This window comes from Streptomyces sp. G45, assembly GCF_049542095.1.
Lineage (GTDB): Bacteria > Actinomycetota > Actinomycetes > Streptomycetales > Streptomycetaceae > Streptomyces.
Genome location: NZ_JBMUZU010000001.1, coordinates 8,923,930 through 8,944,548 on the forward strand (window position 1 = coordinate 8,923,930; position 20,619 = coordinate 8,944,548).

Genomic DNA, 20,619 nt, shown 5'->3' on the forward strand with positions numbered 1-20,619 from the left:
TCGTGTTCCCTGTCGGCGACGGGAGGGCCCCGCCGCCGGTCCGCCCCGCGATCGCGGCGCGGTACCCCTCCTCCAGGCGGCGCAGGCCGACGGCCGGACTGAAGTCCCGCTCGTAACGGCGCCGGGCCGCCCGGCCCATCTCCTCGTTCCGGTCCCGCTCGGCCGTCACCTGGCGCAGGCACGACGCGAGCGAGCCGGGATCCCCCGGCTGGTGCAGCAGCCCGGTCACGCCGTCCTCGACGATCTCCACGAAGGCGCCGTGAGCGGCGGCGACGGCCGGAACCCCCGTCGCCATCGCCTCCACGACCACCAGGCCGAACGTCTCCAGGGCCACTGACGGGGTCACCATGGCGACCGACCGCGCCACGGCCTTGCGGCACTCCGCCAGGTCCAGCAGGCCGACGTAGCGCACATCGTCGCGGCCCGCCGCCCAGGCGCGCACCTCCGCCTCCAGCGGCCCCGCACCGGCGAGCACCAGCGGCACGCCCACGCCACCGGCGTCCGCGAGCCGGTCCCACGCGGCCATGAGCAGCGCCACGCCCTTGGCCTCCGCGAGCCGTCCGAGGAACAGCACGTGCTCACCCGGGCCGTCCCGGCGAAGGCCCGGGTCCGGCACGAAGTTGTGCTTCACCGCGAGCCGCTCGGCGGGCATCCCGGAGCGCACCAGGACGTCGCGCTGCGCCGCGGAGATGCAGAAGAACCGCTCCACGCCCGTCCACCACCGCCGCCGGTTGACCGCCATGCTCACCGCGAGCGGCACCGTCGCGAGCCGCGAGTCGCGGTAGCAGCCGTGCCGGACGGCGGGCAGCGGCACCGACGAGCCGACGCACTCGGTGCACGCCCTGCCGTCCCGGTGCAGCGTCCCCGGCGGGCAGACCTGGGTGTAGTTGTGCAGCGTGGCGACGACGGGCACGCCGACGTCGGCGCAGGCGGCGAGCACCGCGGGCGAAAGCAGCGGGAACACGTTGTGCACATGCACCACGTCGGGGCGCTCGGCGCGCAGCAGGGCCGCCAGCTCCGAGCGGACCTTCGGGTTCCACGGCACGAGGAGCGGCACCGCGGCCTTGCCCAGCAGCGACCGGGAGGCGATGGTGTCGCTGCGCCGCTCGAACAGCTCGACCCGGTGCCCGGCCGAGCGCAACAGCTCCACCTCCTCCTCGACGACTCTGTTCTCCCCGCTCGGCTGCTTCGAGGAGTAGCGGTTGTGCACCACAAGGACGTGCATCTGTCAGGTCACCTCCGGGCCCATCGCGGGATACGTCGTCGAGGGGCCTCGGCCGTCGACGGGGGCGTGGCCGCGGTGTCCGCCGCGTGCGGGGTCGCGGCGGGCGCCGCGAGCAGCGAGGCGGCCAGCGCCAGGTGCAGCAGGTACGGCGAGGCGTCGCCGAGCCCGGCCTCGGTGTACGACGAGATCGCGCAGTAGCCGATCAGGAAGATCGCGCAGGCCCTCGGCAGCGACGGCGGCCGCAGCAGCGCGACGCCGCCGAGCGCGAGCAGCATCGCCGCCACCAGGGCGATACCGGTCAGGCCCTGCTCGTGGTAGACGGCCAGCCAGCTGTTGTCGATCGGCAGCCCGCCGAAGGACTTGTCGCCGAGGCCCGTGCCGAACACCTTCTCCCCGGCCGAGCGGGGCGCCCCGAGCAGGGCGTCCCAGACCTTGGCCCGGCCGGTGAGGTTGGAGAAGTTCTCCTGGCTCTGCCCGCGCAGGAACCACGCCCGCACCGCGGAGGCGAACACCACCGCGGCCACCGTGGCGGTGAGCACCGTCCAGGCGAAGAAGCGGCGGGCGGCGGCGCTCGTCAGGAAGAGCGAGCCGATCGCGAGGACGAGCCCGATGAGCAGCCCGAGCGTGGCCGTGCGGGTGTGGGTCAGCGCGAGCAGGACCACCGACGGCACGATGACGAGCGCCGCGCCGCCCCCGGTGGTCCGGCGGCCCAGCAGGAGCAGCACCGTCAGGCCGATGATCACCGCGGCGTACTGCCCGATCTGCGGCGGCGTCAGCGGCCACAGCGCGCCGACGAGACGCCCGCCGTAGTACTCGGGCCTGGCCGTGCCCGGCGCGACGACCAGGCCCGCGGCCACGAGCGCGAGCACCGCGAAGTACATCCGGATGTGGTAGCGGACGAACGTCAGGCCGCCGTTCCACCAGCGGCTCAGCAGCCACAGCGTGCCCACGAAGAGCCCGAACCGGGCGCAGCGGAACAGCGCGCCGAACCCGCCCTCCAGGTCCGCGCTGGCGATCACGCTCGGCACCAGCAGCAGGGTGAGCAGGAACACGAAGGCGCTCGGCCGGATGCGCAGCTGGAGGTTGAGCGCGAGGGCCAGCGCGAACGCCGCGACCAGCGCGCCCATCGTGGCCATCTGGATGAGGGAGCGCGGCAGCGGCACCACGGTCTTCGCCCCGGCCGAGCCCAGCGTGTTGAGGGCGAGCAGCGCCCAGACGGCTCCCACGGCCTTCGGCGTGCCGCCGGGCCGCGCGTCGCCGGGGCGCGTGCCCGCCGGGTGCGGCGCTCCCGGCAGCGCGCCGCGCATCAGGTCCTGACCCATCTCAATCACCGGCCCGCGGCGCGAAGGTGCTGCCCTCGTCCTGCCGGTAGGGGGTGCTCTGCCACTGCCCGGGGTCGAGCCTGCGGCTCGGGTCGGTTGCGACGAAGCTCCACGGTCCGCGGTAGTCGTTGTCGTGCCAGCGGTTGCGCTGCTTGTGGGTGATCGCCTGGGCGACCCGCCTGCCCTTGTACGGCGACCAGTCGGGATAGGTGCCGTAGTTGGCGAGGACCGCCATGCGGCCGCACTCCACCGCGCACTTGACGACGGAGGCGTCCAGGTCGAAGCGGTTGGCGTGGATGTCGACGCGCTGGGTCTTCCACCGGCAGTCGCCGTACAGCGGCTCCTTGGCGATCGCCGGGCGCGCGCAGCGCTTGGTGTCCTTCACCAGCAGCGTGCAGTAGCCCGTCGAGGTGTTGGCCGGGCTGTTGCAGAACCGGTCGGAGTTCTCCCACAGCGTGATCCCGGACCAGTTGTCCTCGAGGACGTTCCGGTAGATCTCGATCTTGTCGGTGCGGGCCCTGATCCGCGGCTCGCCCCCGGACTCGGACACGTACACCGTCGCGTACGGGAAGTCGTCGCCGCGGTCGGCGTTCCTGCGGCCCTCGACCCAGTTGTTCCGCCGGATCGTGTTGTGGCGGATGACCGCGTTGTAGCTGGTCTCGTACATCAGCGCGGCACCGTCGTTGCGCTCCAGGAGGTTGTTCTCGATGCGGAAGTCGTTGTTGTTGTTGTCCGCCCACAGACCCGTGCCGCGGTTGTCGTGCACCCAGTTGCCGCGGACGTCGGCGCCGTTGACGGCCCAGAACTTGATGCCTCCGGTGCAGCCGCAGCCCGGCTTGCGCCGCTCCCAGTCGTCGGTGTTGTTGCCCACGACCTCGTTGCCCTCGACGACCAGGCCCCGGATGGTGTCACCGGACTTGTACGCGTTCATCCCGTACTGCCCGTTGCCGCGCAGGCAGTTGCCGCGGACCCGCTGGCGGGCCCCGGCCATCAGCCCGGCGCCGGAGTTGTGCTGGATCCTGCTGTGCTCGATCACCCAGCCGTCGGCCATGTCGTGGTTGACGACGCCCTCGTTGTTCGGCGCCACGAAGCGCTGCACGGTCAGATGGCGGAGGGTGACGTCGCGGGCGTCGCCGCCGAACGCGTACTGGTTGACCTTCCCCCGTCCAGGACCGCGCCCGGCGCGCCCAGGTAGCGGTTGCCCTTCTTGGCGACGACCTGGGCGTAGCGGTCGGGCTCAAGGCGGTGCGTGCCCGGGCGCAGCCAGAACGTGGTGCCCGGGGGGCTGCTCTTGGTCTTCGCGGCCAGGTCGTCGACCACTGCGGGGTCGACCGTCACCGCGCCCGCCGGGGCCTTCGACGGCCCGGCCGGGGGCTTGGCGCACACCCGGGCCACGGCCGTGGAGCGCGCCCCGACCGTGGCACCGGTCGGCTCCGCCGGGGCGTCCGGCGTGCCCGTGCAGCCGCTCGCCGCGGCCACGGCCAGCGCCAGCGCCGCCACCGGTAACGCCCGGTGCCACCTGTTGACCACCACGCGCCCCCTAGCCGCGGAACCTGAGCACGGTGGTGAACTCCCGCGTGCCCTCGGCGAATCCGGTGCCGACCAGCGTGGTCGCCGCCTCCTTGCGGCCGAAGCCGGGGGAGTACCAGCCCAGGACGGGGTTCCCCCCGCTCGCCGGGCCCGGGGAGGCGCCGCTCTCGCCGCGGTGCGCCCGCCAGTCGAGCTGACCGGGCAGGTCGAGCACCGCGGAGCGGTCCTCGCCGTCCCCCAGCCAGCTGAGCACGGCCCGGTTCCCCACCAGCTCGGCGGTGACCGCGGGGCCGAGGTGGAAGGCCAGGCGCACGGCCCGGCGCGGGCCGCCCTCGCCGCGCACCTCGTCCACCACCGTCAACTCCTTGGTGGCGGGGTCCAGTTCCACCCGGCGGCGGTGCGTCGACGGCCGGTAGCCGTCGTGTTCGGCGCACCAGCGGGACACCCCTTCCTCGGCGGGCTCCGCGACCAGGACGCGGGTGCGGGCGTGCCGGGTCCACAGGAACGGGCCGCCGGAGACTGACTGGTCCTCGCCGTCCAGCTCCAGGGTGTTGTGGCCGAGCGTCGAGCGGAAGTACCGCCGCCACTCGGGCTGCCCGTGGTAGCAGAACGTCCCCGGGTCGGCGAGCACGTCCACCCCGTCGTGCCGCACCTCCACGGACAGCGCGTCCGCGTGGGCGTGCGCGGCGATCGACAGGAAGCCGTGCGGGCCGCCGTCGCAGCGGCACCAGATCCCTCCCGGCCCGCGCAGGATCGTCAGGCCCGCGTCGGCGAAGTGCCCCGGGCGGCTCGACGGGCGGCGCACGGCCGGTGCGGCCGTCTCGGCGTACGGACGGACAAGGGCGGTCAGCAGCGGGGTGCGCACATCGGTGCCGGTCACCGTCGGCCACCAGGGCAGGGCGCCGAACACGGCCTCCCCGGTGGCAAGGAGCGAGCCCCAGCGGTCGGTGCCCGCGCCGTCGACGACCAGGCCGTGCCCGTCGTCCGCGTCCCCCTGGCGCGGCGGCCGCAGCCGGTCGTCCACGACGGCCGCGAGCGCGTCGGTCATCCGCAGCAGCACCACCCGCACGGTCGCCGGTACCGGCACGCCCGCGGCGTCCGCCTCCGCCAGCGCGGCCAGGCCCAGCTCCAGGACGAGGCCGTGGTACTCGGTGGCCAGCTCGCGGTTGAGCCCCGACAGGAAGGTGTTGCCGCGCAGGTTCCGGTCGAGCGACCGCAGCGCCTGGTCCCGCCAGCGCGCCGACGTGGGGAACCAGTCGAAGGCGCAGGACGCGGCGAGCTGCCCGGCGGCCTCGGCGATGACGTGGTTGTTCGCCGACGAGCCCCGGCTGGGGAAGCCCGCGAGCCAGCGCTGGTGGTGCCAGATCTGGCGCAGCGCCACCGGGTTGTCCTCGAAGAGCCCGGCCGCCCCGGGCCAGCCGTCGAGGAGTCGGCGGATCCACACCCACGACAGCAGCCGGATGCCCAGCTCGATGCCGCTGATCCAGTGCACTCCGCGCAGCGGCGGGTTGGCCTTCCACCACGACCGCAGGTGCGCGGCGACACGCTCGGCGTACCGCTCGTCCCCGGTGAGCGCGTAGGCCGCGGCCAGCTGGGTCAGGTACTGGTGCCGGGACGGCTCCCAGATCTGCTTGATGTCGCCGACCGCGTCCTCGCTGCGGTACGGCACGTCGAAGGCGTAGCCCCACGGAGCGCGGCGCCCGGTCTTCGGGTCGTGCCACCAGTCGGGGTCGACCAGGTCGTCGCGGGCCACCCCGAAGTACACGGCGTGCCCGGCGAGCAGCAGGTCCGCCTGGGCCACCAGCCGCTTCGCGGCGTCCGGCGGCACCGCGGCGATCGCCCCCGCGGGCAGCACCGCGGTGAACCGGGCGCCGCTCACCCGCGGGCACCGCGGCCGCGCCGACCGCCACCGCCGCCTGCGCACCGCGTCGCCCACCCGGCCGCCGACCTCCCGCGGCCCCATGCGGGAGAGCCGCCGCAGGTACCAGCCCGCGGTCCCCGAACTGACCGTCACGGCGCCTCCGCCAGCGTCACGGGCGCGCCACCGGCCAGGGCGACGGGCACGGCGAGGGTGGCCGCCGTGGTGGCGACGAGCGACCGCAGCGGCACCGGCATCGGCCCGCCGGTCCGCACGGCCTTGACGAACGCGGCCAGCTCGGCGTTCTGGCCCTTGTCCCGGGCCTTGGGCAGCCGCGAGCTGACCCAGCGCTTGCGGGCGTACACCGAGGCGCGCACGAAGTCGTCCAGCCGCAGCGCGCGGCCGTCCGCGACCAGGTCCAGGGTCTCCTTGGGCAGGCTGGCCGGGCCGGTGGTGACATAGCTGAGGGTGGCGGTGGACCCGTCCGGGTAGCGCAGCACCACCTGGAGGTCCTCGCCGCCGGAGGTGGCCACCGCGTACACCGAGACGGGATCGGCGTCGAGCAGCCAGCTCGCCGTGTCGATGAAGTGCCCGCCCTCCCCGGCGAACCGCGAGCCCTCGGTGCCCTGCTGGAGGTACCAGCTGCCGTGCTCCAGGCGGCCCGCGTTGACCAGGTAGCGCAGGCTCGCCGGGCCGCCGCGGGCGCCGAAGCGCTGCTTGGCCTCCTGGAGCAGCGGCGCGAACCGGCGGTTGAAGCCCACCTGGAGCCGGTCGTTGCCGGACTCCTCCACCGCCGCGAGCACCCCGGCCAGCTCGTCCTCGCTGAGCGCGAGGGGCTTCTCCACGAAGACCGTCTTGCCCGCGAGGAGTGCCTTGCGGGTGAGTTCGGCGTGCGAGCTGTGCCGGGTGACGACGAACACCGCGTCGACGGAGTCGTCGCCGAGCACGGCGTCGAGGTCGGTGGTCGCCCGGGCGAAGCCGAACTTCCGCTGCGCGTTGGCACCGGACAGCGCCGTCGTGGTCACCACGGTCGACAGCTCGACGCCGTCGCGCTCCGCCAGGTGCGGCAGCAGCATGGACGTCGCGTAGTTCCCGGCGCCGACGAACGCCAGGCGCACCGGCGTCTTCGCGACCCGCCCCGGGCTCCGCTTGACGTTCACCGTGGGCACGGCCACCGCCGGAGCCACCGCTTCCGGTGCTCCTTCCGGGTAGCGGAACAGCACCGCCACGGCCTTCAGACCGCCGTCCTTGAGGCTCTGGTACGTCTCCACGGCGTCGTCGAAGTCGGCGATGTGGGAGATCAGCGGCTCCACGTCGACGCGGCCGCGGGCGGCGAGGTCCAGGAAGCACGCCAGGTTGCGGCGCTCGGTCCAGCGCACATAGCCGATCGGGTAGTCGCGCCCCTGGAGTTCGTACTCCGGGTCGTAGCGCCCGGGGCCGTAGGAGCGGGAGAAGCGGACGTCCAGCTCCTTCTCGTAGTACGCGTTCCACGGCAGGTCCAGGCGGCACTTGCCGATGTCGACGACCCGGCCGCGGTCCCGGCTGAGCCGGGCGGCCAGCTCCACGGGCTGGTTGCTGCCGCCTCCGGCGGCCAGGTACACCTGGTCCACGCCGTGCCCGTCGGTCAGTTCGGCGACGGCGGCCTCCACGGCCGCGGCCGCGGGATCCCCGCAGGCCGCCGCGCCCAGGCGCTCGGCCAGGTCGCAGCGGACCGGATCGGGGTCGACGCCGACGACCCGCACCCCCGACGCGGCGAGGAGTTGCACCACGAGCTGCCCGATCAGGCCGAGGCCGATGACCAGCGCCACGTCACCGAGCTGCGGCTCGCCGCGCCGGACGCCCTGCAGGGCGATCGACCCGACGGTGCCGAACGCCGCGTGCTCCGGCGCCAGACCGTCCGGCACCCGCGCGTACAGGTTCTTCGGCACCCAGTTCAGCTCGGCGTGCAGCGCGTGCTCGTTGCCCGCGCACGCCACGAGGTCACCGACCGCCACGTCGTCGATGCCCGCGCCGACCTGCTCGACCACCCCGCACAGCGAGTAGCCGAGCGGCGTGTAGGAGTCCAGCTTGCCCATCACCTTGCGGTAGGTGGCGGGCACCCCGTTCGTGGCGACGCTCTGCACGACCTTGGCCACCTGGTCCGGGCGGGAGCGGGCCTTGCCCAGCATCGACATGCCCGCCTCGGACACCTTCATGAGCTCGGTTCCGGTCGAGATCAGCGAGTAGGCGCTGCGGACCAGGACGCCGCCCGGCTTGCAGCCCGGCACCGGCACGTCGAGCAGCGCCAGCTCGCCGCTCTTGTAGTTCTGCACAACCTGTTTCACCCGAGCTCCTCTTGTTTCCCCGCGGTCAGTCCCCGCGCGGTCGATCCACGCCATCCACGTACGCCACCCGCGTACGCCGTCCACGTACGCCGTCAGGCCGCCCGGCTCTGGCCGGAGCCGGACGTCGCGCCGCGATACCAGTACTCAAGGGTCAGTACGTGCCACAGGTGCTTGGAGAAGTCCCGCTGCCCGGCGGCGTCCTCGGCCACGAGCCGCGCCAGCGCCTCGCGGCGCAGGAACCCGGAGCGCACCAGCAGGCCGTCGTTGACGACCTCCCGCACCAGCGGCGCGAGATCCCGGCTCATCCAGGCCCGCAGCGGGGCGCTGAACAGACCCTTGGGCCGGTAGACGATCTCCCGGGGCAGGACCGAGGTCGCCGCCTCCTTCAGCACGGCCTTGCCCTGCCGTCCGACGATCTTGCGGTCGCCCGGCACGGCGAACGCCGCCTTCACCACCTCGACGTCCACGTACGGCACCCGCACCTCGGTCGAGGCGGCCATGCTGGAGCGGTCCGTGTACGTGAGGTTGAGGCCCGGCAGGAACATCCGGGCGTCGCCCAGGCACATGCGGTTGACGAAGTCGTCGAGGTCGTTGTCCTCGTAGACGTCCGCGTGCTCGGTCAGCACGTCCTCGACCGTCCCGGCCAGGTCCGGATCGACAAGCGCGAGCAGTTCCTCCTGGTCGTACATGGTGTAGCTGCGCCGGAACGCGGTCTCCTCCGGCAGTTCCGCGAAGGACAGGAACCGCTTGGCGAAGCGCACCGACCGCAGGCCCCGCTTGGAGGTGGCGACCGGCAGCCGGTCCACCGCCCGGAACACCCCGCGCCGCAGGGGCCGCGGGACGCGCTGGTAGCGCAGCGCCAGCACGTTGGCCAGGTGCTTGCGGTACCCGGCGAACAGCTCGTCGGCGCCCATCCCCGAGAGCAGCACCTTGACCCCGGCGTCCCGGGCGGCCGAGCAGATCAGGAACGTGTTGATGGCCGCGGGGTCGCCGATCGGCTCGTCCAGGTGGTACGTCATCCGCGGCAGCAGGTCGAGCACGTTCGGGGCGATCTCGATCTCGTGCAGATCCACGCCGAACCGCTCGGCCACCTGCCGGGCGTAGCGCAGGTCGTCCGGCATCGCCTCGAACTTGGCGTCCTCGGGCCGGAACCCGATCGTGTAGGCGGAGATCCCGGGCCGGTGCCGGGCGGCGAGCGCGGTGAGGTAGCTGGAGTCGAGCCCGCCGGAGAGGAAGGTCGCCACGGGCACGTCGGACAGCAGGTGCCGCCGGGTCGACTCCTCGACGACGGCGGCCAGGTCCGGCAGCTCACCGCCACGGGCACGGTCGCGGCCCTCGGCGGCGACGTCCCTCAGGCTCCAGTACCGGCCGCGCTCCACGCGCCCGTCGGGACGGAACCGCATCCAGCTGCCCGGCGGCAGCTTCTCCGCGTCGCGGAACGCGCAGCGCGAGTCCGGCACCCAGTAGTAGAGCAGCGAGGCCACCAGCGCCGCGTGGTCCACCTCAAGGGGAGCGCCGGTCACCGCGGCGAGCGCCTTCAGCTCGGAGGCGAACACCAGGCCCGCACCGCGCCGCAGCAGGAACAGCGGCTTGACGCCGAGCTGGTCGCGGGCGAGCACCAGCTCACCGGTGCGCTCGTCGAAGACGCCGAACGCGAACATGCCGCGCAGCCTGGGCAGGCAGTCGGTGCCCCAGCGCCGCCAGGCCTCGAGGAGCACCTCGGTGTCGGAGGTGCCGCGGAAGCGCACCCCGGCCGCGGTCAGCTCGGCCCGCAGCTCGGGCGCGTTGTACAGCTCGCCGTTGTACGTCAGCGCGAGCCCGCCCGAGACCATCGGCTGGGCGCCCGTCTCGGACAGGTCGATGATCGCCAGGCGGCGGTGCCCCAACTGCACGTCACCGTCACCGGCGGGGTGGCTGTAGCGGCCCGCGCCGTCCGGGCCGCGGTGGGCGAGGATGTCGGTGAGCCGGTCGGTGACGGCCTTGCCGTCCGGCCATCGGTAGGTGCCGACGATGCCACACATGTGCTACCGCGCCTCCTGGTCGCTGTCCGGGACCCGGGCGGCCACTCTCGACGGCCGCTCCGTCCGCATCGGGCCCGCCCCGTTCTGCCGGGCCGGACGCTCATAAGGGCCGCGCAGCGCGGTGTGCGGCCCGTCCCACAGGGTGCCGTCGGTCCGGTCACGCGGATCGGGGTCGATCAGCACCACGCCGATCACGGCGATGCGCAGGTCCGCGAGCTGCCGCGCCACCGTGTGCAGCCATGCCGCGCTGCCGTGCCCGGCCCGCACGACGAGCACGGTCTGGCCGCCGAGGTAGCTGAGGTCGGTCCACGTCGTGCCGGGCGCGACCGAGCCGACGCCGAGCCGACGCCCCTGGTGGGGTGTGCCCGCGAGCTGCTCGCCGCTGACCACGGCCGGGTCCCCCGGCCGCTCGCGGCGGTGGGCGAGCTGCGGACCGGGCAGGCCGTCGACGACGACCACGGGCCCCTCCGCCGCAAGGGCCCGCGCGACGTCCAGGGCGAGCGCGCACGTGCTGTGCGCACAGCCCAGCTCCAGCAGCGACACCCCGTCCGGGGCGCCCCGCACGGCGCGCGCCAGGGTCTGGGTGAGCCGTTCACGGGCCACCCGCGTCCGGCGCCGCTGCCACGGCACGACCGGGCGGCGCGGCACGCGGGGCAGCTCCGCGATGACCGAGGCGCCGAGGTTCAGCGCGATCTCCCGGCGCAGCACGGGGCGGTCCGCCACCACCGTGCCGACCGCGGCCACCGCGAGCCCGACCACGAGCCCGAGGACCAGGCCGATCGCGGCGTTGGTGGCGGCGGACTTGGGCAGCGAGTGCCACACCGCGCGCGGGTCGTCCACGATCTGGGTGCCGGAGATGAGCCGGGGCGTACCGGTGCGCGCCTCCGCGGCGCGCTGGTCGAAGTCGGCGATCCGCGAGTTGAGTTCGGCCCGGCGGGCGAACAGCGACTCGATGCTCGCCGACTCCTTGGGGTCGCCGCCCGGCGACCGGCCCCCGATCGCCTCGTTGACCCGGGCCAGCTCCTCGCGCATGCGGTCGCGCTGCTTGAGCAGCGCCTTGGACTCGGCCTTCGCCGCGTCCCGGATGCGCCGCACGTGGTCGGCGACGAACGCGTCGGCCAGCGCCTTGGCGCGGGCCACGGCCTCCTTGTCGCTGGCGCCGGTCACCTCGATCTGGAGCAGGTTGTTGGTCAGTCCGGTGCCGCGGTAGTCCCGCATGAAGTCCTCGGGCTTCAGCGGGGACTTGAGGGCCTTGAGGGCCTGTCCGGCGATCCGCGTGGTGCCGAGCAGCTCGACGTCGGTGCGGATCAGCGTTCCCGTGTCGTTCGGCTGGTCCTCCTGGTGCGCGACGAGGACCTTGGTCACCGCGGTCGGCGGCGGTGGCCGCAGGACCGCGAGGGCCGCGCCCGCGAGGAACCCGAGGACCGCGAGGGAGCACCAGAGGCGGCGGCGCCTGCGCACCGCGACCACCAGGGTCCGCAGGTCGATCAGGGGAGCGGCCTCGGGCGGCTCCGCCGACTGCGGCGACTGCGCGGACGTGTGCGCCGGGTGTGCCGGGTGGGCCGTCACGCCGAACCCCCCGTCGCGTTGCCGCGCGCCGCGAACGTCAGGGCGGCGCTCTTCGCGGGGCGGCCCGCGGACGGCTCCGGACCGGACCGGACCGGCCCGGCGACGACGACGCCGACGACCTCGTGCCTGCCGTCCGCGCACGCCTCCGCGACGCCGCCGAGGTCCGCGGCGGTCCAGTGGCCCGCGCTGAGCACGACCAGGGCACCGGACTCGGTGTCGCGGTCGGGCACCATCGGCCGGGTCACCGACACGTCCACCACCCGCAGCACGGGATCGCCCTGGGCCTCGGCGGCGAGCTGCTCGGCGGCCCGGCGGGCGACCGCGTCGCCCTCGGGTACGACGACCAGCAGCCGCCGGGGCGCCGGGAGCCGGTCCCGCAGGCGGGCGCACACCCGCCGGTAGCGGACCCGCCTGCTGGCCTCGTCGCCGGACACGCGCGGCGTCGGCAGGTCCCAGCGGGTGTCGACGCCGAGGAACCAGCGCAGCCAGGCCCGCGCGTCCCGGCCCCGTGGCCGGGGCGGGCGCCGGTCGCCGGGCACGTCGACGGTGCCGAGGAACGTCGAGCCGAGCGCGGCCGCCAGCTCCGGCTCGGCGCGCAGACGGCGGTTCATCCGCGCGGCGGTGAGGTGGCCGATGACCGCGACCAGGAGGAACAGCAGCGCCCCGCCGCCGATCAGCTGGGTCCTCGTGGGCGGTGCCTCGCTGGTCGGCTTGGGCGCGGGGCCCATCACGACCATGCCCGCCTTGGTGGCCGTCGGGTCGGCCTCGTCCAGTTTCTTCATGGCGTCTTGGAGCGCGGTGCGCAGTTTCTCCAGTTCGGTACGGGCCTGCACGCTCTCCACGGTCTGCCCTGGATCGGCCGCGTTGGCCAGCTCGGTGATGCGGCGGTTGGTCTCCGCCACCTTCTCTCGCAGCGCCTCGGGCCCGGTCGCCGCTTCGGAGTCGCTGCCGTTGCCCGTGATCCGCGCGGAGAAGGTGACGAACTCCCTGGCCACCCGGTCGGAGAGCTGCTGGGCGCGCTCCGGCGTCTCAGCCGTGCCGGAGATCTTGAGGATGTTGCCGTCGGCGGCCTTGGCGCTCACGCGGTCGCGCAGCTCGCCGCCGCCGACGCCCCGCCAGCCGAGCGCGGCGGCGGCCCGGTCGACGACGTTGGAGCTGGTCGCGATCTCCGCCTGCGTCAGCAGTTCGCGCTCCTCCCACTGCCCGGGGAGCAGCACCGACGCCGACGCCGTGTACCGCGGCGGGAACACCAGCGAGGCGCCGTAGCCGACGAGTGCGCCGACCAGGGCGGCGATGGTGAGCAGGCGCCACCGCCGGTGGAGAATCCGGCCGATGGTGACGAGCCGGATGGTGTCGTCGTTCAACTCCGAGGCCTCTTCCCTGCGCGGGCGGGGCCGCTCGCTTTCGTGATCCGGGCCGGTCTGCCGCTCGCCACGGGTGGGCGGTCACCGCAGGCCGCCGCGTAGGCGGCGAGCAGGGACGCCTGCGAGTTCCGCCAGGACAGCGGCCCGGTGATCCGCTCCTGGCCGATCTCGCCCATCCGGGCCCGCTTGCCCGGATCGTCCAGGAGTTCGCCGATGAGCTTGGCGAACGCCGCCTCGTCGTTGGCGGGCGCGTACACGGCGGCGTCCGAGGCGGAGACGCGCGCCTCCTTCAGGTCGAACGACACGATCGGTCGGCCCATGGCCATGTACTCCAGGACCTTGTTCATGGTCGACACGTCGTTCAGCGGGTTGCGGGGGTCGGGGAGAGGCACACGTCCGCGGTGGACAGGTAGCGCACCAGGTCGGCGTCCGGTATGCGCCCGGTGAACTGCACCCGCTCGGAGAGCCCGAGCCGCCGCGACAGCTCCACCATCGCGTCGAAGGCGTCTCCGGAGCCGACGAACACCGCGTGCCAGTCGTCGCGCCCGACCTCGTCGCGCAGCGCCGCCAGGGCCCGCAGCGCGTAGTCGACGCCGTCCTGCGGACCCATGACGCCGAGGTAGCACAGCAGATAAGGTTTGCCGCGCTTCAACTCCGGTTCGGGCGGCACCGGTTGGAACCGCTCGACCTGCGGGGCGCTGCGCACCACGAACACGTCCTCGGGGCGCCGTCCGCCGCGGCGCACGGCGACGTCCCGGTAGCTCTCGTTGGTGGCGAGCACGATGTCCGCGGCCCGGTACGTCATCCGTTCCAGGGCGCACACCCCTCGGTACAGCAGGTCCTCGCCGCGGCCGAACCGGGAGAGGTACAGCTCGGGCACCAGGTCGTGCTGGTCGAAGACGAACCGCGCGCCGCGCCGCTTGAGCCACAGCGCGGGCAGGAACAGCAGGTCGGGCGGGTTGCAGGCGTGCACCACGTCGACGGGCCCCACCCTGCGGGCCAGCCGCATGGTGTGCCACAGCGCCGATCCGTACTCGCGCAGGTACCCGGCGGGGCCGCCGGTGGCCGCGCGCAGCGGGTAGCGGTGGATCCGCACCCCGTCGATCAGGGCGCGCGGCTCGGTGTCCCGCTTCTCCCCGCGGGGGCAGATGACGTGCACCTCCCAGCCCGCGTCGCGCAGGGTCGTGCACTCCTGCCACACCCGTCGGTCGAAGGGCACCGACAGGTTCTCCACCAGGATCAGCGCGCGCCGGGTCGGCCCCGCGCCCCTGGTCGTGTCACCAAACGTCGTGTTACCAGGCAAGTCCCACGTACCCCGGTTCGGTCCGGCGCTCATCGGCGTCGGGAAGGCGGACGAGATCGACGATCACGGGGCCGTCGCCATGGGGCAGCGCCGAGAGGACGGCGGGGTCCCTGGTGCCGACCAGGCACACCTCGGCGTGCTCGAGGACCTCGTCGACGGAGTCCGCGAGCAGCTGGGCGAGGTGGGGCAGGCGGGTCTCGATGTACTCGCGGTTCGCGCCGAGCAGCCGGGACAGGCTGACGTTGGCGTCGTAGATCTTGAGGTCGTAGCCCTTGCCGAACAGCCGCTCCGCCAGTTCGACGAGCGGGCTCTCGCGCAGGTCGTCGGTGCCGGGCTTGAAGGACAGGCCGAAGAGCCCGGCGCGGCGCTTCCCGGTGCGCTCCACCAGCTCCACCGCGCGCTGCAGGTGCGCGGAGTTGGAGGGCAGCACATGGGACAGGATGGGCACCGACACATCGGCCCGCTGCGCCGCGTGGACCAGGCTGCGCAGGTCCTTGGGCAGGCAGGAGCCGCCGAAGGCGAAGCCGGGCCGCAGGTAGGCGGGGCTGATGTTCAGCTTGCGGTCGGCGAGGAACACGTCCATCACCTGGTGCGAGTCCACGCCGAGCGCCTGGCACACCGCGCCCAGCTCGTTCGCGAAGCCGATCTTCAGGCCGTGGAACGCGTTGTCCGCGTACTTGATCGCCTCGGCCGTGGGGACCGGCACCCGGAACACCTCGCCGGGCAGGCCCTCGTACAGCGCGAGGACGGCGTCGCCGCTCGCCGGGTCGAGTTCGCCGACGACGGTCTTCGGCGGGTCGAAGAAGTCCCGCACGCTGGTGCCCTCGCGCAGGAACTCCGGGTTGACCGCGACCCCGAAGTCCACCCCGGCCGTGCCGCCGACGAACTTCTCCAGGATCGGCACCAGCAGGTTCAGGCAGGTGCCCGGCAGCATGGTGCTGCGGAAGACGACGGTGTGCCGCTCGCCGCCCTCGGCGAGGACGGCGCCGATCTGCTCGGTGACCCGCTCCAGGTACGTGGTGCACAGGCTGCCGTTGGGCTCCGACGGCGTGCCGACGCAGACGAGGGACACCTCGCTGCCGGTGACCGCCTCGCGGACGTCGGACGTGGCGCGTAAGGCCCCGCTCCCGACGACCTCGGCGATCAGCTCACCGATCCGCTCCTCGACCACCGGGGCCTTGCCGTCGTTGACGAGGTCGACCTTCACCGGGTTCACGTCCACCCCGATGACCTGGTGCCCCATGCTGGCCAGGCACGCGGCTGACACGCAGCCCACGTAGCCCAGGCCGAAAATGCTGACTCTCATGATCCGTCTCTCCCCCCAGGCAGGCCCTCGTGGCCTGCGGTCCGCGCGTCGTACGGGCGACGCCCCCCTTGGCGCATGTCAGTAGGCCCCCTGCCCGTAGAGCACCGCGCGCAGCGTCTTCCACAAGATCACCGTGTCCAGGGCCAGCGACCAGTCCTCGACGTACCGCAGGTCCAGGCGGACCGCCTCCTCCCACGGCAGGTCGCTGCGCCCGCTGATCTGCCACAGGCCGGTGAGTCCGGGCTTGACGAGCAGCCGCCGCCGGATGTCCGGGCCGTACGCGGCGGACTCCTCCGGCAGCGGGGGCCGGGGCCCGACCAGCGACATCGATCCGGTGAGCACGTTGAACAGCTGCGGCAGCTCGTCGAGCGAGTAGCGGCGCAGCACCGCCCCCACCCGGGTCACCCGCGGGTCCCGGCGCATCTTGAACAACAGGCCCGCGCCTTCGTTGAGTTCGGCCAGCTCGGCGCGCGCCCGGTCGGCGCCGACCACCATGGTGCGGAACTTCAGGATGGTGAACTCCCGGCCGTCCTTGCCGACCCGGCGCTGCCGGTAGAAGGCCCCGCCCCGGCTGTCCGCGAGGACCAGCAGTCCGACCAGCAGCATCAGCGGCGCGAACAGCACCAGCAGGATCGCCGCGCCGACCCGGTCGACGACCTCCTTGACGGCTCTTCGGCCTCCGGTGAAGGTCGGCATGCTGACCCGCAGCAGCGGGATCCCGAGCACCGCGTCGACGTGCAGCCGCGGCCCCGCCACCTCCATGAGCACCGGGGCCACGACCATCTCGGCGTCGCTGCCCTCCAGGTTCCAGGCGAGCCGCTGGAGCCGGTCCGGCGACCAGTGCGGGTCCGGGGTGAGCGCGACGACGCGGTAGCCGTCGCGGCGCACATGGTCGGCGACGTCCGACAGGCGGCCGACCACCGGAACGCCGTCCAGCAGGCCGTCACCGGGCGCCAGGCCGTCCGTGGTGCACACCGCCTCCACGCGCCAGCCGAGGTGCGGGAACTTGCGGGTGCGGGTGATCAGGTCGCGTACGGTGGCCACGCTCCCGGCGGCGAGCACCGGTCGCAGGCAGCGCCCGTCCTTGCGCTGCTTGTGCAGCCACAGCCGCAGCAGATACCGCGCGGTCATGGCGACGACCGCGATCGCCGGGATCGCGACGAAGATCCAGAGCTTGATGTTGCGCGAGGTCAGGGCGATCCCGCCGAGCGCGAGCACGACGGTCGCCGCGAACAGCGAGCGGCCGAGCCGACGGAACTCCTCGGCGCCCTGGCCGAGCACGGCCGGGGCCCACGCCTTGCTCACCCCGAGCGCGCTGAGCACCAGCAACTCGGTGCCGAAGGCGAGGATCCCCCACTTCTCATGCCAGTTGGCCGCGTCCCGGGCCCCGAAGAAGAGGCCGATCGACGCCACCACGAAGGCGGTGGCCACCGTGTCGCTGACGATCACGGTACGGCGGTAGCGCTGCTCCCAGTCGCTCGCGGGCTGGCTGATCACTCCGCTCGTCAGACGCCCGCGTGCCGATGCGAACGGGTCGACTAATTCCCCTGCTGCACAGAACCCCCCCAGGTCGCCAGTGAACACGACGTGCTCGCCTCACACTGTTCTCTCCCCCGGGAGGCCCCCGCCTCCCGCGCCGCGCCATTCCTCCCCTCGGGAGGCCGGTGCCCCCCGCACATGACATTGCGGCTTTCCAGCGCTATGTGAACAACAACCCACCCTGGCGGCAGCGGACTCGCGTGTCCGGCCAGATTTTCCAGGCATACGGAAACCCATGAGAAACACCGGGCGCTCCCCGCACCCAAGCCCCCCGGGCCCCAAGAACTGATCACCCCCACGCCTGGTACCGGAACGCGCCACAGGCGGTCCACGGCACCGGCCCCATAGATCATTACGACTAGATCATCATTGATCGTCTCGCGGCCGAGCATCTGAAGCACGGTCAATTTAGACCATCGCGGCCCGGATGTAGAGGGGGTGTGTGCAACTTGTGGTCAAGCTTTGAGACTTGATCCACCGGCCGGTAACCCGCCACGGGTCCCCCGGTGGTCGACTCATACCGTCTGACCTGCGGGGACGGCATTTCGCCCGGCCACCGGAACCTTTCCCTCAGCGGGCTCTCGCACACGTATCCGGGCGCGTTTCGGCCCCCTCGGACGCCCCTCGGCGGGGCGCCACGACGAAGGACTTCCCCGTCTGCCAGGCCCGCACGCGCGTCGCGCCGAACCGGTCAACTCTCCTGGCGCAGAAGGATCTTGGCTCGAACCCGCGCGGTGCTGCCGGACCCGGCGCCGCTGAAGGGGGAGGGGCCGAGGGAGACGAGGGGTGGCGCCCAGGGGAAGGGCCGGTGCGCGGAGCGCGAGGGCTGAACGAGAAGCGATGCGGGGCCCATGAAATGAGTTAAGGGAAAATCCCCAGCCACCCCAAGTGGCCGGTTTCTTCACGGCGGTTGACTCACGGCATGCCGCTGGCCCCGAATTCCATGGGCCCCGGGCGCACGGCTCGCCACAAGGGAGCGAGCCGCGCGCCCGGGCGCCGCTTGGGGATTCCGCTGCGCGGGTGGGTGACGAGGTGTCAAAGGGACAGCAGCGTACGGATTTCCGCGGCGACCTCCTCCGGGAGTTCGATGCCGGGGAAATGCGTCTCGCCGTTCAGACGGCGGTAGCTGAACCAGGGGTTGCGCTCCTGGAAACGGGCGTGGATCTCGTCGTACTCCGGTGCCTTGGGGTGCGAGAAGACGTGCCGGACCGGACGCGGTTCGGTGAGCGCGGCGAGGCGGTCCATCGGGGAGCCCCAGGTGGCGTAGGCGCGTTCGACCTCGCGCCCGGAGCGGGCCCACATGTCGAAGCCGTGGCCACCGGCCTCGAACAGCGTGTGCTGCCGCACGGGTTCGTTGTCGCTGCTGTCCAGCCAGCTGCGCAGCAGGTCCTCGCGCGCCTGGCGCCAGGTGTCCCGGCTCTGCAGGGCGCGGACGGCCGCCGTGAACTCCGCGGGGGGCGGCGTCATGATCAGGTCGAGGAGCAGCAGCCGGGGCACCCGGGCCGCGCCGAGGCGCTCGGCCATGCCCATCGACACCCAGCCGCCGTGCGCGTGCGAGACCGGCACGAACGACTCGACCTCCAGCGCGTCGAGCAGCGCGATCGTGTCGTCCACCTGCTCCTCGACGCCCCAGTCCGCCGCGAGCGGCGTGCGGTCGGGGCCGTGGCCGCGCCAGCATACGCGGACCACCCGGTGCTCGGTCCGCAGGTACGGCAGCAGCCGGTCGAAGGCGCGCAGATCGTGCGCCCAGCCGGGCAGCAGGACGAGCGTCGGCCCGTCGAACGCGTAGCCCTGGTCGTCGAACCCGATCTCCACGCCGTTGAGCGTCATCGTGTTCATCATCGTTCCTGCTCCTTGTCCTTGGTGCGGTCGTACCCGTCGCCGTCGCTGTCGGCCGGGAGGTTCGCCCGGGGGATCGCCGGGGGGTTCGCTGGGGGGTTCATGAGGGGGAGGGGGGTGGCCGGGCGGAGCCGGGTGGCGGCGAGCTGGGAGCGCGCGACCCGGGGCGAGCGGCTGACGGCCGTCAGCAGCGCGTCGCGCGCGGCGTCCGGGATCTGGTTGAGCAGGCGCATGCGGTACGAGGTCCGCTGCGTGCGTTCGGTGCCGGGGCGCTGCTCCCGCTCCCACACCGCGAGCGAGGCGGGGACGTGCTCGCGTGCCGTGCCGCCCGCCCCTGGGCGGGACACCGACGCCGCCAGGGCGACGGCGTTGTTCATCGCCGTCCCGCCGCCCTGGCCCAGGTACGGGGGCTGGGCGTGCGCGCAGTCCCCGAGGAACGCCACGCGCCCGTGCGACCAGGAGCGCAGCTGGATCAGTTCGAAGGTGTCCCAGCGGGTCTCCACCTGGGCGGCCTGGTCGATGAGCGCCCCCAGGGTGGGGAAGCTGCGCGTCCAGGACGCGGCGTCGATCCGCGCGCCGCGCACGGCGGGGTCGCTGGCGTCGGAGACCAGCGCGAGGTAGACCGCGTCGGCGGTGCAGGGCGTGTAGAGCAGGCGGCGGCGCCCCTGGAAGTGCTCCAGGTGCAGTGGGGCGTCGGCGGCCGGGAGGTAGTCGGCCGACGCGGGCACCATCAGGCGGGCCGCGCCCTGCCGCATGCGGGTGCGGCGCCGGGCGAGACCGAGCCGGTCGCGCAGCCGGGAGTGGACGCCGTCGGCGGCGACGACCAGGTCGGCCCGGGCGTCCGGCGCGCCCTCGAACTCGACCCGGCCGTCGGCGTGGGCCCGCGTCGCCTGGGAGGAGGTGACGATCTCGACGCCCGCAGCCCGGGCCGCCGCGACGAGCGCCCGCATCAGGCGGTCGCGCAGCAGGGTGTAGCAGCGCGGCTGGTCGGGGCCGTTGATGGCGATCCGGTAGAGCGTCCGGCCCTGCCGGGAGCGGGCCTCGACGGCGGGCCCGATGTGCGCGTCCTGCGTGGCCTCCTCGAAGGCGCCGACCGCGTCGAGCGCGTACAGCCCGTTGTCCCAGACGTAGATGCCCGCGCCCGCGGCGCGGATCTCGGACTGCCGCTCGTGCAGCCGGACGCTCCAGCCGCAGCGGGCGAGCGCGGCCGCGGCCGTGAGGCCGCCGATGCCCGCGCCGATGACCTCGGCGCGCGGGGATGAGTGCATATCGGACCTTTCGTTGCCGCGCGAGCCGTGGCAGAGGGGTGGGTGCGGGAGCAGGGAGGGGGTGGGATCAGCGGGAGCAGGGAGGGGGCGGAATCAGGGGAGGGGGGACGGGCCGAGTGGAGTCAGGGGAGGCGGGCGAGGCGGAGTCAGG

The 20,619-nt window shown here is 73.5% G+C and carries 10 protein-coding genes and 3 pseudogenes; all 13 read right to left on the reverse strand.

Annotated elements, in window-relative coordinates:
- Positions 1-37: 37 nt before the first annotated feature.
- A pseudogene (locus tag ACOBQU_RS37945) lies at positions 38-1,225 on the reverse strand (glycosyltransferase family 4 protein); the annotation flags it as partial.
- A gap of 8 nt (positions 1,226-1,233) precedes the next feature.
- Complete coding sequence (locus ACOBQU_RS37950) at positions 1,234-2,547, reverse strand: O-antigen ligase domain-containing protein (protein WP_423633867.1); 1,314 nt, start codon at positions 2,545-2,547, stop codon at positions 1,234-1,236.
- 1 nt (position 2,548) lies between these two features.
- Positions 2,549-4,080, reverse strand: a pseudogene (locus ACOBQU_RS37955) (right-handed parallel beta-helix repeat-containing protein).
- Positions 4,081-4,087: 7 nt separating this feature from the next.
- Positions 4,088-6,040: an alginate lyase family protein gene (locus ACOBQU_RS37960; RefSeq protein ID WP_423634987.1), complete on the reverse strand. Its 1,953-nt coding sequence runs from the start codon at positions 6,038-6,040 to the stop codon at positions 4,088-4,090.
- Between the two features lie 47 nt (positions 6,041-6,087).
- Positions 6,088-8,259 (reverse strand): bi-domain-containing oxidoreductase, encoded by a 2,172-nt coding sequence (locus ACOBQU_RS37965; protein WP_423633869.1) that lies wholly within the window; start codon positions 8,257-8,259, stop codon positions 6,088-6,090.
- A 92-nt stretch (positions 8,260-8,351) separates the two neighbouring features.
- Positions 8,352-10,280 carry an asparagine synthase (glutamine-hydrolyzing) gene (gene asnB, locus ACOBQU_RS37970; RefSeq protein ID WP_423633871.1) on the reverse strand — a complete coding sequence of 643 codons (1,929 nt, stop codon included), beginning with the start codon at positions 10,278-10,280 and terminating at the stop codon, positions 8,352-8,354.
- 3 nt (positions 10,281-10,283) lie between these two features.
- A complete protein-coding gene (locus ACOBQU_RS37975) occupies positions 10,284-11,849 on the reverse strand; it encodes a Wzz/FepE/Etk N-terminal domain-containing protein (RefSeq protein ID WP_423633873.1) in 1,566 nt (521 codons plus the stop codon).
- Positions 11,846-13,213 (reverse strand): Wzz/FepE/Etk N-terminal domain-containing protein, encoded by a 1,368-nt coding sequence (locus tag ACOBQU_RS37980; RefSeq protein WP_423633875.1) that lies wholly within the window; start codon positions 13,211-13,213, stop codon positions 11,846-11,848. The genes ACOBQU_RS37975 and ACOBQU_RS37980 overlap by 4 nt, the downstream gene beginning before the upstream one ends.
- Positions 13,210-14,549, reverse strand: a pseudogene (locus tag ACOBQU_RS37985) (glycosyltransferase family 4 protein). The gene ACOBQU_RS37980 and the pseudogene ACOBQU_RS37985 overlap by 4 nt, the downstream one beginning before the upstream one ends.
- Positions 14,506-15,822, reverse strand: a complete 1,317-nt coding sequence (locus tag ACOBQU_RS37990) for a nucleotide sugar dehydrogenase (protein WP_423633877.1) — start codon at positions 15,820-15,822, stop codon at positions 14,506-14,508. Before ACOBQU_RS37990 ends, ACOBQU_RS37985 begins: the two are co-directional and overlap by 44 nt.
- Before the next feature lie 78 nt (positions 15,823-15,900).
- Positions 15,901-17,319 (reverse strand): sugar transferase, encoded by a 1,419-nt coding sequence (locus ACOBQU_RS37995; RefSeq protein ID WP_423633879.1) that lies wholly within the window; start codon positions 17,317-17,319, stop codon positions 15,901-15,903.
- Positions 17,320-18,396: 1,077 nt separating this feature from the next.
- On the reverse strand, positions 18,397-19,203 hold the full coding sequence (locus ACOBQU_RS38000) for an alpha/beta fold hydrolase (protein ID WP_423633881.1): 807 nt from the start codon (positions 19,201-19,203) through the stop codon (positions 18,397-18,399).
- Complete coding sequence (locus tag ACOBQU_RS38005; protein WP_423633882.1) at positions 19,200-20,468, reverse strand: FAD-dependent oxidoreductase; 1,269 nt, start codon at positions 20,466-20,468, stop codon at positions 19,200-19,202. Before ACOBQU_RS38005 ends, ACOBQU_RS38000 begins: the two co-directional genes overlap by 4 nt.
- Positions 20,469-20,619 lie beyond the last annotated feature (151 nt).